The following is a 13257-nucleotide window of genomic DNA, read 5'->3' as shown; positions in this document are numbered from 1 at the left end:
AGGACACTTTATGCGTAATGATAACCGCCAGCTTAATCAACTTCGTTCGATCAGCTTTGAGCGCCATTATACCAAGCACGCTGAAGGCTCAGTATTGGTCAGCTTTGGCGATACCAAAGTATTATGTACTGCTAGTGTCGAGTCGGGTGTACCGCGTTGGCTTAAAGGCAAAGGCAAAGGATGGATTACCGCTGAATATGGCATGCTACCGCGCGCGACTAATACTCGTAACCAGCGCGAAGCCGCTCGTGGCAAGCAGTCAGGACGTACTCAAGAGATTCAGCGTCTGATCGGTCGTAGTCTGCGTGCGATGATAGATTTGAGTAAGCTTGGTGAAAACACGATTTATCTCGACTGTGATGTCCTGCAAGCTGATGGAGGCACACGTACCGCTAGTGTCACAGGCGCGGCTATTGCCTTGATTGATGCGATAGAGAGATTGCAGCGAACCAAAAAACTCAAAGCCGATCCATTAATCGGCTTGGTGGCAGCCGTTTCTGTCGGCATGAAGGATGGTGAGGCGTATCTAGATCTAAACTATGAAGAAGATGCCAGCTGTGATACTGATCTCAACGTTGTAATGACGCAAAAGGGTGAGTTTATTGAACTCCAAGGCACCGCTGAAGAAAAGCCGTTTACTCGTAAGCAAGCGGACGATATGTTGGCGCTAGCTGAACAGGGCATCGCTGAGCTTATTACTATGCAAAAGACGGCTTTGGGCTGGTAGAGTCATCGTTCAGTTTAGTCAATTCTTCGCTATTGATAACTTTTGATACCGCCTTCACCTATTAAGCCATTAACTATTGAGGTCTAATATATGCTTAAGCTCACTGATGAGGGCGCCAAAATTACTTTGCAGGAGCAGCCACCAGCGAGCGATAATGGGCTATTTTGGTTTGGGTCGGCGTTATTGATTGGCGCAATCGCAGTGGCAATGGCGATGAGCTTATTATCTGAGCGCTTATCTATTGCCGCGCTAGCACTATTAATTATAGGAAGTTTCTTTTTTAATAGGCAGCGCCAACAGCGTAAGAAAGCAATGGCTGGCGTGATTAATAGCGGCGTATTGTTGATCAGTGCGGGGTCCTTGATTCATGAGAATCAAGGCAAACGTAACACGATTACTATAGCCGACGGGGACAAAATCACGTTATACGGTGAGCAGCTACAGATCGTCGATCCCACAAACGTACGTAAATATCATATTAGCGGCTTTGATAATAGCCAAGAAGCCCAAGCGACTAAAGCTATCTTGCAAGGTCAAACACTTAATAAACGCCATGTTAATATTAAGATGAAAAGTGACTAGCTGTTTATTACTAAAATCTTGCACCTACCTTGCACTTATTCTTCAAAACCTCTTTTTGTCCAAAAATGAGTAATAATGCTTGCAGCTCGCTTTCAAAATGGTTTATAACTAGATCTTATACTTTCATAGCGACTGAATCAGACGCTATGCTAACTGAGTTATTTTTGCTGTTTTGTGAGGAGTTAATCATGCCACAAGCATCGATCAGCGCGTTAAATAATAGTTTATCTTGTGTGACTAAAATAATACCGATAACCGCTTTATTACTATCAATGCTAAGTGTCACCAGCCAAGCTCAGGCCGATAATATGAGCGCTCTCATCGCGCAAAAGTCTGCGCAACCTGAGCTGGCAGCCCCTTCTGCTAGAGTCAGTACCCGCTCCACTATCAAGCGTGCGGCATCTACATCAGCACCTACTTATAACTATAATGAGAGTGCTACTACTAACACTTATCGCTATCCTGAAATAGAGCCGACGCCCTCTGTGCTACCGGCCTTTCTTTCAGGTAGCTATGACAATGTCGATAGCGAATATTTGTCGCTGCTAAGTCAAGCTGAAATGCAAAGTAGCCCTGCTGCTCGCGAGGTTGTTAGCACCGCTCGTAAAATGGCACTTAATGAGCGCACTATTATTCAAGGGGGTTGCTGGGACTATCTCAATGCCGTGTTCAATCGTGCTGGCGTGACGCGTGATACCCTGCATAAAGGATCTTATAGACAAGGCCCTTATGCCAATAGCAGTGAGATTGAGATTGGCGATTGGCTATATTATATCAATCATGGCTATAACGGCGTTGAGCACAGCGGCATGTTTGTCGGTTGGGTCGATGAGTCAGCCAAGCAAGCGCTAATACTGAGCTATGCAGGTGAGAGTCGTCGTGAGCCTGCACGCTATCGGGTTTATGACTTAAGTAATGTCTATCAAATCATGCGACCTGTTATTTAGAATAACAAAAAGCTACTCGCCATAAAAAAGCGTCCGTAACTAAGTATTACGGACGCTTTTATTTTATAGATAATGTGGTTTTAAAAGGGTTTTACGATTACCAAAATTACGATAAATATCAGCGCAAAAACAGGCACTTCATTGAACCAGCGCCAAAACACGTGTGACTTATATTGAGGGTTGTCTATTAGCTTTTTACGATAAAATCCGCAGGCGCCATTATAAGCAGATAATAGAATTACTAAGACTATTTTTAGGTGTAACCAGCCCTGAGTTTTATAGACCTCCCAGCCCAGATATACCATCCACAAGCCAAGCGCCCACGTCGCTATCATTGATGGGATCATAATACCGCGATACAGCTTGCGCTCCATAATCACAAAGCGATCCTGACTTATTCTATCCTCGCTCATGGCATGATAGACAAACAGGCGCGGCAAGTAGAAAATCGCTGCAAACCAAGTTACCATTGAGATAACGTGAGCCGCTTTAATCCAGTTTATATACTCTATCATGCTTATATTCCTAATGCTCTAGCTGTGTTTAGCCATGTTTAAATGCGGGCAAGCTTAACGTATATTGACTTGCTTTAACAGCTATCAGACTCACTATGACCGCAACTTATCTAAGCAAAAACTTATTCGGCTAATAAAACTTGCATCTGATGACCACTCATAGCGTCAGTGACAGGCAACAGCTTGGGCGCTCTGGGTGCTGCAATATGCTTAGTCAAGCCCAGCTCACGCATGAGTCTATCATCACTAGCCTGACTGGCATTACCAGTAGTCAGTAGCTTATCACCATAAAAGAACGAGTTTGCTCCTGCCATAAAGGCCAGCGCTTGCTCACTATCAGATAAGCTCTCACGACCCGCCGATAGGCGCACATAACTGGTCGGACAGCAAATGCGAGTCACGGCAATAGTACGTATCCACTCGAGTACTGACAGCTCACCCTCGCTTAGCACTTTATCACCCAGCGGCGTGCCCGCTATCGGCACTAATAGATTAACAGGTATCGACTCTGGCGCTTTGGGCATTTTGATCAGCTCGCACAGCCAGTCAATCCGATCATCACGGCTCTCACCCATGCCAACGATATTACCGCTACAGACATTGATGCCCGAAGCGCGTACATTACTTAGCGTATCTAGACGATCGTCATAGCTACGAGTGCTGACCACTTGATCATAATAGTTTCTAGAGGTATCAAGGTTATGGTTATAGTAGTCGAGTCCAGCATCGGCTAATTGGCCTGCTTGCTCGGGGTTGAGCATGCCTAGAGTCATACAGGTCTCAAGCCCTAAGTCTTTGACTTCTTTGATTAATTCGACCACATAAGGCATGTCTTTGGCGCTAGGATGCTTCCACGCCGCGCCCATGCAAAAACGCGATGAGCCGGTCGCTTTGGCACGCCGTGCCGCTGCTATAACTTTATCAACTTCTAAGCGTTTTTCAGCTTGCAACTTGGTCTTATCACGGTGGTGACCAGATTGTGAGCAGTAGCCACAGTCCTCAGGACAGTTGCCCGTTTTGATTGACAACAAAGTACTGATTTGTACTTCGTTAGCGGTAAAGTGCTGACGGTGAATGGCCTGTGCTTGTGATAACAAGTCTAATAATGGCAATTCAAATAGCGCTTTAACCTGCTGGCGACTGGGTTTATTGGCCAGTGAAGTCGTATTTGTTTTTGATGTATTATCAGCAAAATTATTTTCAGTTAGAGTGTCAGTGTCAGTAGATAAGGTAGGTTCAGTGATACTTAGCAGGCCTGCCATGATAAGTCCTTTTATAAAAATAGAGTAAAACCAAAATTTGAATCATAAAAAAGGTTGCCGTATTAGTATACCGCAACCTTAGTATCTTAGCAGAACCTAGTACTAGCAGAGCCATAAATTATCAGAACTGAGCTTTAGCGTTACTATGTCCTATGTCAAGCTGGCTAAACTATTTACCTAGTTTATGTTTAGCCACACCGACCCAATGCTCTGCAAACTGTTGCGCTTTATAGACATAAGGTTTAGCTCTTTGAATATGTGGCTGTAGCTCTTCTGGAATCTCAGGGACGATATGTTTGGCAAGCTTATTGAACCACATAAGGAGGCTATAATCGCCCTCAATGCTTAGGTTGCCTTCTTGCACTGCCGTCATAAAGCCAGGCAAGCTGCCTTTAGTCAATAGCTTAACCCCTGTCATAGAGTCTTTAAACTTAATAGTCAAATCAGCATTATCGGCATGACCACTGTGCTGCGTGAACTGACCGTTGTCAAAGCTAAAGTAACGCGCTATATCAGAGGCTTCACTAATGAATTCAATAGTAACTTTGCGATCCGCTAACTTGGCCTTAAAGTCTTCGTTATCGCTATCAGCGAGCATCGATAAGCGATAGCCTACGATAGCTAGTAGAGCATCTAATGGATCAGATTTTATATCTAACACAGGAATAGTAAACATGATGGATCTCCTAAATAGAGGATAAAGAGGTGAATAAAAATTAAAGGTACTCTATAGTAATTGTTAGCAAAATTATAGTGCTAAATTATAACTCAATTGTCATTATTTATTCATCAGTTTTGAGATATAACGCTTGCAAAACAATATATTAAGTGAATAAAAAAGCGCCCTGATAAGGCGCATAATTTGTGATGCATAGTTTGATTTTGGATATTAAAGCAATACTTTTATTATTGAACTACTCAAAGCGTGGCGTATAATCATCATCATAAATAGGGCTATGCTCAACATAACGCGCAGCCTCAAGCTCGCGCTGTTGCTGCAAAGTAGGGCTAACATCCTCATAACGCACGGCGCGATAGAGCACCCAAGCAAATAATGGCAGCCAACTAATACCCATAGCCACGACATACGTATGCCATTGGGACAATGTCGTCCAGCTTATCAATAGGCTCTGAATAATCTCAACAGCTAGCCAGTAGAGGACGCCGCCGAGTACATACCAAAGTAGCCAGCGCTGAGAGGATAGGGCGATGGCAAAAATCAAACTGGCTAATAAGCCATAGCCTAGTATAGCCGCGCCGCTTAGAGAGCCTACAGAAATACTGGCTAGAGTGCTACTCGATAATAGTGTCAAAAGCATCATTCATCTCGCTATGCAAAAGGTGAATTTCAATACCCTATTATGAGAGTTTTGCCTGTATATCGAAAGACCAAAACGCGACTTTGCGACAACCGTTGACGTCTATTTTTAGGAGAAAGAATTACCTTTTCGACATTGCTTTTTGATGATGCAAGATATCTATATCTACCAAAGATTTTATTTACTATCGTGATCATTCGTTTTATTCGTCAATAAGCTTTGAATGATTAGTCCGATGTCCCCACCAAGACAGTAATGATACCAATACTGCGCCTAATAACATAAGACTTAGCGTGGTGAGCCAATGAGCGCCAGTAGGGTACGCCCAAGGTGCAACATTAGTGATAGCCTCAGCGTTTAGACTGCCCAAAGCATCTACTTTCCAAGGCCAAACCTTTACTAATGAGCCTGCAATAAAGCCAGTAAGCAGCGCCAGCGTGGCCTGATAATAGCGCGATAGTAGCCATTTTAGTATGCGGGTAAATAGCAATAGCCCTGTGAGCATACCCGCCATTAAAGTAATGATAGTCGTCAAATCAAAGGTATGTACCGCCTCCAAAACCGTATCATAAGCGCCTAACAGCAATAAGATAAAGGATCCAGATACTCCCGGTAGGATCATCGCACAAATAGCAATAGCGCCTGCAAAAAACAGATAGGGTAAGCTTGGACTGCCTGCCAGTAGCGGCAAACTACTAATGACAACTGCGACTACTAAGCCTGTGATAAATAATCCTGCGCGCGCAGCATTCCAGCGTTTTATTTCAGTTAGCAAGAGTAGTACTGTCGCTACCACTAGACCAAAAAAGAACGACCAAATCAGTAGTGGTTGATTGTCGAGCAAGCCTTTGATAATACCTGCTAAAGTGACGATGCTAGTGCCAATACCTAATAGCAGAAATAATAAAAAAGTAGCATCAACTTGTCGCCATACTTCCATAAAGCCCTTGATGCTACCTTGTCTGCGAAATACTGACCACAGATTAGGGCCAATACTACCTAGCGCATTAATCAGGCGCTGATAGATACCTGCAATCAGCGCAATGGTGCCGCCAGAGACACCTGGGACAATGTCAGCAGCGCCCATCGCCATACCTTTAATATAAACAGCAAAAAACTGCTTGGCGCTATCGTGAGTCGGCGCTACGCTATCAAGTGTTTGGTTCGACGAAGTTGACGTTGATTCTGATAAAGCTTCATCAGGCTTTGATGCCGTCATGGACGACTCCTTTTGCGGAATATAAGTTGAAAGTATGAGTCGTAACTAGCACGGAAAATAAGCTGAGTGAACGAAATAGTCGTAAGCCCAGCTTATAAAATAATAATCTATCAATGCTTATGCTTGCGCTTGTACTTATGCATTAGCGACTAGCGCAGGATAACCTAAAGCATATAGAACACCCTCAAGTCCTGTGACATTGACAGCTGCGTCAGCACGCGCTTGGACGATAGACTTGGCTCGATAGGCGACGCCTAAATCGGCAATTGCCATCATGGGCAAGTCATTAGCACCATCACCGACACAGACTACTTGCGACATAGCAATCCCTAAACGCTCTGCGGTGTGCGCGACGATAGCTGCCTTTTTTTCACCATTGATGATAGGCAGCTGGATATGACCGCTCACCTCATCTTCATCGATATCTAGATTATTGGCATGCACTTCATCTATCCCTAGTTGTTCAGCAATATAACGAGCAAAATAGGTAAAGCCACCAGAGACTAGTATTGTATGATAGCCTAAGGCTTTGAGGGCGCTAATAGTCGTACGTGCTCCTGTCGATAGTGTAAGCCGCGCGCAGATCTCATCAAGCACGTGAGTTGGAACCCCTTTGAGTAACGCTACGCGCTGAGCAAAGGAGTCATCAAAATCAATCTCACCTCGCATTGCAGCCTCGGTAATGGCTTCGACTTGCATGCCGACCCCAGCAGTCTTGGCAAGCTCAACAATAACCTCTTGCTCAATAAGAGTGGAATCCATGTCAAAGCAAGCTAGCTTATGGGTACGCAGCATATGACCTACTGATAAAATATGACAATCGACTAAGTCTGCGCTATTAAAAGCTGTCGCCATTGCCGCATCGCTGCCTATTGCACTTTGCGTTTGATGATGCGTTGCCAAGTCGTGACGCAGGCGTGAGGTCAACTGCTCATCAATCATATGCGCAGCAGCAGTCTTCTTGGCAGGATGCATTAGGGTATCGCTGACAGGTACGAGTAAGTAGCGAAATACCTGTGCTTTAATAATTGGGAGCAACGCAGGATTCTGATTTGAATTTACTACGATACTCACATTTGAACTATCATGAGCGTCTGCATCACTAGTAGTCACATACGCAGGATTGGGCGTATTAACGCTAGAGTCTACAGAGATATCTATATAATTGGCTTCAGTATCTTCTGCTACGGTCACAAGATGCCAATTGGGCTGCTCATCGACCCAAGACTGGATATACTGATGAATATCTAACGCTGATACTTGTACGGGTAGCACGACAATGACTGCAAATAAGGGCAGGGATTGTAGCGCATCAAAATCACGCAGACCAATATCATCAGGTAATAGCTCAGCAATAGAATCAACGGCTTGTTGCCATGCTTTGCTGTCTTTTGGTAACGAATACGATATTTTTTTTGGCATGGCTCAATTGTCCCTTGTATGCGCAGATAAGATTAGGAATAATAACAGCTTTACAAGGTAGCGCCTATAGGGGCTATTAAACATTCGGCGATAGTACTGGCAGCACCTCTATTTTAGCTAGGCTCTGTTTGATCTTTCATAAATGAGCACTGCTAATAGCTAAAATAGCCGCTTATACAGTAGCCGTTACTTATTAAAGCTACTATATCTGCCATAAAAGATAAAACAGTCGACTAAAAAGCGCTATGATAACCAAAGGCATTTAGGCAAATATTATTGCTAAGCGAATTATTGCTAGGTAAATAAAATCGTTAAGTGTCCTATAATCGCACGTCTTTTTCATGAAAATGAGCAATAGCCTCGTTTTCGATTTTCTCCTTTAAATAAGTTCACTCTATCATGATGTATTTAGCGCCTAGGCAAGGGTTGTTTGCCATTATTGTTTTGGTTAGTTTTTGTCTGCAAACCTTATTACTTATTATCAGTACTGACCAACAGCTGAGCAATAGCCGCGCATTAAAAGGCGAGCAAATGGTCGCGCAGCTGATTGATGAGGCGCGTCTGTCTTTAGAGAATAAGGATAGAGTCAGTCTCAGTGTCATCGCCAATCGCTATACTAGCGAGCAGGACGTTGCGCGGTTGGTAATAAAAGATAATGACGATACTATCTTAGTACCCGTGGGCAATGCGCCTATGCAGCAAGGCGATACTATCGAGCAGATAGCGACCAAAGGTGATGCGGTCATCGGTAGCGTGGCGCTGACCTTAAAAGATATCAGCAAAGGCGAAATTATCACTATGCAGTGGCCCTTTGTGATCGGTTCGCTGTTTTTGCATTTATTATTGTGGGTCGCATACGGTTATATTGCCCGTCCTACCAAAGCGCAAATCAATGCTTTGAGTCATAAAATCGATGATATACATCGGCAAAAATACGTTAATGACACGGTAAGACGTACTCGTCAGCCTTCAGATGATTTCAATGATCATGACCCTAGGAGTGAGAAGATAGATTCAACTGATAAAAGCATGATACCCAGCCATAGTGCAGTGACTAAGGCTGAAAGTACGGGTGCGGCTATCAATACCGCTGTGATTCATAATGAGCTTAATGCTTATCTAAAGTCGCAGCAAAGTGGCGGCGGCTTAGAGGAGTCAGTAGCCAGTAGTGATAAGGATCAAGTACCAGATGCAGCAACAGCGGATCCGTTAGCGTCTATAGGCTCGGCTACGCAAAAAGCCAATAGTAATAAGTTGTCAGCAGCGCGCAGCTTTGACAGTGTCAGCGTGCAAATCAAGTTCCATGATGAATACAAGATGATGGAGCGCCTAGCGCCTGAGATGCGCATGCCGTATTTGGCGTTATGCACTCAGCTATTAGATCAAGCACTGAGTGAGTTATTACAACAGCCTTTGCTGCTAGGCGTCAGCGCTACGAATAAGCCTTACTTTGATGAAAACGGTGCGCAAGTTATCCTTAAAGCGGATAATAGCCATGCCAAAGTAGCACTGGCAGGAGTGATGCTAGGCAAGCTGTATTTGATGCTTAATAAAATTATTCACGATAAGCATATTGAGCTGGCACGTTTTGCTCTACCTGCAAAAGCTGGGGTCAGTGATAGCGCGCAGAGCGATGCTATGACTCAATTGCTCAAAAGCGTCGGCAAAAAGGAGCAAATGCTCATCTTATTACCTAGTGCAGCGCTTAGACAGATTGCAAATCATGTTCAAGTGCATAACCTTAGTCGTCCGACTACTGTTTATGAGCGCGAGTGCGCGGTGTTTGAAGGCGCTAATGATGCGATGATTCAGCGCTTGGCGGATGTTCGTAATGCAGTACTTATGACAGGCAATGAATAGCGATAAATACAAAAAAGATTGACAAAGCCCCTAAGAGACTTTATAAGGCATAAGTAACAATGTGAACTATCTTTTTTAATGACAGGAGACCGCTATGAGCGATGCTGATATCGACGACGATTTTGATGATGATTTTAGTGACGATGATGATGCAAAGATGGTCGAAGAGGCTGAGACTAGTGTCCGTACGCGCTTGAGCAGCCTTGAGAAGCGTCGTCTAATAGATAACTTATTAGAAGAAAAGCGTCTGGCAAAAGAGCTCAAAGATGAGCTTGATGATTTAGATAGCCTAGACGATAGCTGGGATGAAGATGATGACTGGGATGATGAAGACGATTGATAGCTGCTTGATAACTGCTTGATAATTATTTGACAACTATTTGATAGTTGTTGTACTGCCCAAGTCGTCATAAAAGTTGCCAGATAACGCTTTATCATATCTTAACTATGCTAAGCTAATTGCTTTATAAAATTTGCTATTGTGTCTATTGGCACGCTTTACCTTTCTACCTATTATATTTGTACTGTAATGAATGATAATACTGGGTAGATATAATTGAATTTCGTTTTTGTGATGCTATTGATTTGAGGCTATTATACTATGAGCAATCCAATGAGCTTTGATGCTTTACTAGATTATTTAGACAATCAAGAGAGTCAATATGTGCTCGATAGCGTGGCTATGCACGGGTTTTTGACGGCTACCGTTATTGGTCCAAATCTACCAAATTGGCTAGAGGCGCTATTTGAAGGCCAAACCAGCAAGATTCCAGAAAACGTCGTTGACGGGATCAAGCGCTGGCGCAAATCTATTATGGATGAGCTCAAAAACGAGACGCCTATCGCGCTGCCCTTCAATGAAGATGCGGGCAATGAAGAGGTCAAAGTAGACTTCTCTGATGAGTCGGATTTGGTCGCTTGGTCTATTGGTTTCGTCGATGCGATGTATGCTGATGAGGCTACTGATTGGTTAGAAAACGAAGAAAATGCTGACGATGTAGCAGTACTAACGCTACCTATGATCGTCCTCAGTGGTATCGATGACGAAGACCCTGAGCTTGTGCAAATGCGTGGCGACGATGACAAGATGGCACAAATGGCCAACAGCATCGAAGGTAACTTAACTGAGCTATTCTTGTTGTTTCATACTAATGACTGATAGCAGTCTATCGTTTTAAAATAAGGCTTATTATGACCGTGCAACTCTCCAATCTTGAGCACCTGCCGAACTATCAGATTACTGAGCGCTTAGATGTGGTTTATGGTAGTACGGTACGCTCAAAACACGTTGGCAAAGATCTTTTTGCGGGTCTCAAAAACATCGTCGGTGGTGAGTTGACTGCTTACACTGAGCTATTAGAAGAGTCGCGCCAAGAGGCGATAGATCGTATGATCGTCAAAGCCGAGGCGCTAGGCGCTGACGCGGTAGTAGGTTTAAGATTTTCGACCTCTAGCATCGCTCAAGGTGCTTCTGAATTGTTTGTCTATGGCACGGCAGTCAAGGCTGTTCCTATGCAGCAGCAACCTAGCTATCAGCCATCAAGCGGCCCACATGACTCATCTGGACACTATTCATCAAATTCAACCAGTCCGCAGCAACCCGACACCGCTGTTGAAGATCTGCCTCGTTTTAACCCTTTTGGCTAAGCTATCTATGACAAGCGACCTAAGAAAAGAGATCGGTGATGAATAACTCTTTTACCCAAATGCTGCTTAACTATGCGCCACTGCTAGTACTGTTCGTAGTGGGCTGGTTTTTTGGCGCGCGTCATGAGCGTCAGCATTTAGTCCGCCTGAAGGTAGCTGAGCTTGAGCTACGCTATATTATCGTATCGACTGAGCGCTTTTATCAGCCCAAAATGAATCCTGATACTCAAGGCGAGCTGGTACTAGGTAGCGTGGTCATTGCACAGGATTACTTCAAGATGATCATCGCCCGTGTGCTCAGTCTCTTCGGCAAAAACCTAACGACTTATGAGACGCTACTTGATCGTGCCCGTCGTGAGGCTATTGTACGTATGCGGATACAAGCACAAGCTGCAGGCTATAACCATATCTACGGCTTACGCCTAGAGGTCAGTAATATCAATCAATTGGGCAGTATGGTTGAAGCCATTGCTTATGGTACGGCGGTAGTTAGTATTGAGCACTAAAATTTCACTCTACTTACTCAGAACAACTCTTTTAGTTGAAACTCCTCTTTATTTGCAGCAACCTTCCTTATAAATACTCTCTTTAAACTATCACTGTTTTTTTGATTCATTTGATGGCTATCTTAGTATGCGTAGGGTACGCTCCACGCACCGATTACAAAGTTATAATCGAATATCGGTGCGCGAAGCGCACCCTACAAAAGCTCTACGAAAACTAAATATTATTTCATTAAATTATTAACGCATTCGTGAATTCATGCTCTCTTTTTTATCATCCTCAGCTTGCTCTTTTACTTTGGCAACATCAAACAAAAACGTTCGGTTTTTGAGTATCGCGACAAATACCACGCCGCCGATAGTATTACCGACTAATACTATGATTAAAAATAGTAAATAGCTGGGTAAGCTCACCGTATCACCATACATTAAGGCTGAAAACACCTCGATATTACCGACAATACTGTGGTGCAAACCTAAAAACCCAATACTTCCCGTAATTAAAGTGACTAGCACGATACGACTAATGGTATCGCGTGCAGAGGTCACTAGCCACGCAGCCACGCCCATCATCCAACCTGCTAGAATTGAACTACCAAATATCACCCACCACTTAAAGTCTAAGACGTGCTGGGCGTAAGCATCAATGTCAGCCACGCTAAACAAATCCATGTTAATACCAAGGCCAATCATCAGTGCAGCAAACAGACAGCCACCGACAATATTACCTGCGATGACAATGCCCCAAAGTCGTAATAGCTTGTGCAAAGGCTCGATACCATTGAGTACAGGTAGGCTCAACAATGAGGTTTGCTCAGTGAATAACAACGACTGACCGATGACGACGATGATAAAGCCCAATGGATAGAGCAGGGAGGATAAAACCATCGCGTAGTGGCTGGGCACTACTTCGCTCAATAGTGCAAAGGCGGATAGAATGACAAATAAGCTAAAGCCAATCTCTAGCCCTGCAGTAAAAGCGCTAGTAAACAAGGAGCCTAAAGAGCGATTAAAGGTTTCTTTGGCATCAATGACTTGCTCAACTAAGATGCTAGCATAGCTTTTAGGCTTGCTTAGGTTGTCATCGTTGGCGACTTTTTTGATGGTATCAACGTCTTCTTCACTAATAGTTTCGGAGAAATCGTGATCTTCTAGGTTTTCGGTAGCAGCCGTTTTACTACTGTTATCATCTTTGCTCATTTTGCTAGAATCAGGGCTGGTTGACTTAGGGGTTTTGGGCACAAGTAGCTCACT

The 13257-nt window shown here is 43.9% G+C and carries 15 protein-coding genes; 8 read left to right on the top strand and 7 right to left on the bottom strand.

What is annotated here, in order from left to right; translation table 11 throughout:
* Positions 1-10: 10 nt before the first annotated feature.
* The 3 genes from rph to Q9G97_RS11325 all read left to right on the top strand — a co-directional run bounded on the left by rph (position 11) and on the right by Q9G97_RS11325 (position 2256).
* Entirely contained in the window at positions 11-727 is a 717-nt protein-coding gene (rph, locus tag Q9G97_RS11335; RefSeq protein ID WP_201570175.1) for a ribonuclease PH, read from the top strand.
* 90 nt (positions 728-817) lie between these two features.
* Positions 818-1309: a hypothetical protein gene (locus Q9G97_RS11330; protein ID WP_305898902.1), complete on the top strand. Its 492-nt coding sequence runs from the start codon at positions 818-820 to the stop codon at positions 1307-1309.
* A gap of 188 nt (positions 1310-1497) precedes the next feature.
* A complete protein-coding gene (locus Q9G97_RS11325; protein ID WP_305898901.1) occupies positions 1498-2256 on the top strand; it encodes a hypothetical protein in 759 nt (252 codons plus the stop codon).
* 80 nt (positions 2257-2336) lie between these two features.
* Here Q9G97_RS11325 and Q9G97_RS11320 read toward each other — a convergent pair whose 3' ends face one another.
* The 6 genes from Q9G97_RS11320 to serB form a co-directional block, all read right to left on the bottom strand.
* Positions 2337-2771 carry a CopD family protein gene (locus Q9G97_RS11320; protein ID WP_201570171.1) on the bottom strand — a complete coding sequence of 145 codons (435 nt, stop codon included), beginning with the start codon at positions 2769-2771 and terminating at the stop codon, positions 2337-2339.
* A gap of 122 nt (positions 2772-2893) precedes the next feature.
* Positions 2894-4033: a biotin synthase BioB gene (gene bioB / locus Q9G97_RS11315; RefSeq protein ID WP_305898900.1), complete on the bottom strand. Its 1140-nt coding sequence runs from the start codon at positions 4031-4033 to the stop codon at positions 2894-2896.
* A 169-nt stretch (positions 4034-4202) separates the two neighbouring features.
* Positions 4203-4709: an SCP2 sterol-binding domain-containing protein gene (locus Q9G97_RS11310; protein WP_305898899.1), complete on the bottom strand. Its 507-nt coding sequence runs from the start codon at positions 4707-4709 to the stop codon at positions 4203-4205.
* Positions 4710-4947: 238 nt separating this feature from the next.
* Positions 4948-5355: an AciT family ciprofloxacin tolerance protein gene (aciT, locus tag Q9G97_RS11305; protein ID WP_227680266.1), complete on the bottom strand. Its 408-nt coding sequence runs from the start codon at positions 5353-5355 to the stop codon at positions 4948-4950.
* A gap of 199 nt (positions 5356-5554) precedes the next feature.
* Positions 5555-6571, bottom strand: a complete 1017-nt coding sequence (locus tag Q9G97_RS11300; RefSeq protein WP_305898898.1) for a DUF368 domain-containing protein — start codon at positions 6569-6571, stop codon at positions 5555-5557.
* A 135-nt stretch (positions 6572-6706) separates the two neighbouring features.
* The gene (serB, locus tag Q9G97_RS11295) at positions 6707-7993 is read right to left on the bottom strand and encodes a phosphoserine phosphatase SerB (protein WP_201570164.1); all 1287 of its coding nucleotides are present in this window, start codon (positions 7991-7993) and stop codon (positions 6707-6709) included.
* 399 nt (positions 7994-8392) lie between these two features.
* Here serB and Q9G97_RS11290 point away from each other — a divergent pair, with 399 nt between their 5' ends.
* From Q9G97_RS11290 to Q9G97_RS11270, 5 genes are all read left to right on the top strand, one after another.
* Positions 8393-9853, top strand: a complete 1461-nt coding sequence (locus Q9G97_RS11290) for a hypothetical protein (RefSeq protein ID WP_305898897.1) — start codon at positions 8393-8395, stop codon at positions 9851-9853.
* A gap of 94 nt (positions 9854-9947) precedes the next feature.
* Complete coding sequence (locus Q9G97_RS11285) at positions 9948-10193, top strand: PA3496 family putative envelope integrity protein (RefSeq protein WP_305898896.1); 246 nt, start codon at positions 9948-9950, stop codon at positions 10191-10193.
* Positions 10194-10454: 261 nt separating this feature from the next.
* Positions 10455-11012 carry a UPF0149 family protein gene (locus Q9G97_RS11280; protein ID WP_305898895.1) on the top strand — a complete coding sequence of 186 codons (558 nt, stop codon included), beginning with the start codon at positions 10455-10457 and terminating at the stop codon, positions 11010-11012.
* 32 nt (positions 11013-11044) lie between these two features.
* Positions 11045-11500, top strand: coding sequence for a YbjQ family protein (locus tag Q9G97_RS11275; RefSeq protein ID WP_201570156.1), 456 nt, complete (start codon positions 11045-11047; stop codon positions 11498-11500).
* 38 nt (positions 11501-11538) lie between these two features.
* On the top strand, positions 11539-12006 hold the full coding sequence (locus tag Q9G97_RS11270) for a YbjQ family protein (protein ID WP_305898894.1): 468 nt from the start codon (positions 11539-11541) through the stop codon (positions 12004-12006).
* Positions 12007-12243: 237 nt separating this feature from the next.
* Here Q9G97_RS11270 and Q9G97_RS11265 read toward each other — a convergent pair whose 3' ends face one another.
* Positions 12244-13245, bottom strand: a complete 1002-nt coding sequence (locus tag Q9G97_RS11265) for a formate/nitrite transporter family protein (protein ID WP_305898893.1) — start codon at positions 13243-13245, stop codon at positions 12244-12246.
* Between the last annotated feature and the right edge of the window lie 12 nt (positions 13246-13257).

This window comes from Psychrobacter sp. M13, from assembly GCF_030718935.1.
Classification (GTDB): domain Bacteria; phylum Pseudomonadota; class Gammaproteobacteria; order Pseudomonadales; family Moraxellaceae; genus Psychrobacter; species Psychrobacter immobilis_G.
This window is presented reverse-complemented; position numbering and strand designations above follow the sequence as displayed.

Bases quoted from the DNA above. Each gene is read 5' to 3' on its own strand.
- Q9G97_RS11320 (WP_201570171.1), bottom strand. From the start codon at position 2,771: ATGATAGAGTATATAAACTGGATTAAAGCGGCTCACGTTATCTCAATG.
- Q9G97_RS11280 (WP_305898895.1), top strand. From the start codon at position 10,455: ATGAGCAATCCAATGAGCTTTGATGCTTTACTAGATTATTTAGACAAT.
- Q9G97_RS11290 (WP_305898897.1), top strand. From the start codon at position 8,393: ATGATGTATTTAGCGCCTAGGCAAGGGTTGTTTGCCATTATTGTTTTG.
- Q9G97_RS11330 (WP_305898902.1), top strand. From the start codon at position 818: ATGCTTAAGCTCACTGATGAGGGCGCCAAAATTACTTTGCAGGAGCAG.
- aciT (WP_227680266.1), bottom strand. From the start codon at position 5,355: ATGATGCTTTTGACACTATTATCGAGTAGCACTCTAGCCAGTATTTCT.
- Q9G97_RS11270 (WP_305898894.1), top strand. From the start codon at position 11,539: ATGAATAACTCTTTTACCCAAATGCTGCTTAACTATGCGCCACTGCTA.
- Q9G97_RS11310 (WP_305898899.1), bottom strand. From the start codon at position 4,709: ATGTTTACTATTCCTGTGTTAGATATAAAATCTGATCCATTAGATGCT.
- Q9G97_RS11300 (WP_305898898.1), bottom strand. From the start codon at position 6,571: ATGACGGCATCAAAGCCTGATGAAGCTTTATCAGAATCAACGTCAACT.
- rph (WP_201570175.1), top strand. From the start codon at position 11: ATGCGTAATGATAACCGCCAGCTTAATCAACTTCGTTCGATCAGCTTT.
- Q9G97_RS11325 (WP_305898901.1), top strand. From the start codon at position 1,498: ATGCCACAAGCATCGATCAGCGCGTTAAATAATAGTTTATCTTGTGTG.
- Q9G97_RS11275 (WP_201570156.1), top strand. From the start codon at position 11,045: ATGACCGTGCAACTCTCCAATCTTGAGCACCTGCCGAACTATCAGATT.
- bioB (WP_305898900.1), bottom strand. From the start codon at position 4,033: ATGGCAGGCCTGCTAAGTATCACTGAACCTACCTTATCTACTGACACT.
- serB (WP_201570164.1), bottom strand. From the start codon at position 7,993: ATGCCAAAAAAAATATCGTATTCGTTACCAAAAGACAGCAAAGCATGG.
- Q9G97_RS11285 (WP_305898896.1), top strand. From the start codon at position 9,948: ATGAGCGATGCTGATATCGACGACGATTTTGATGATGATTTTAGTGAC.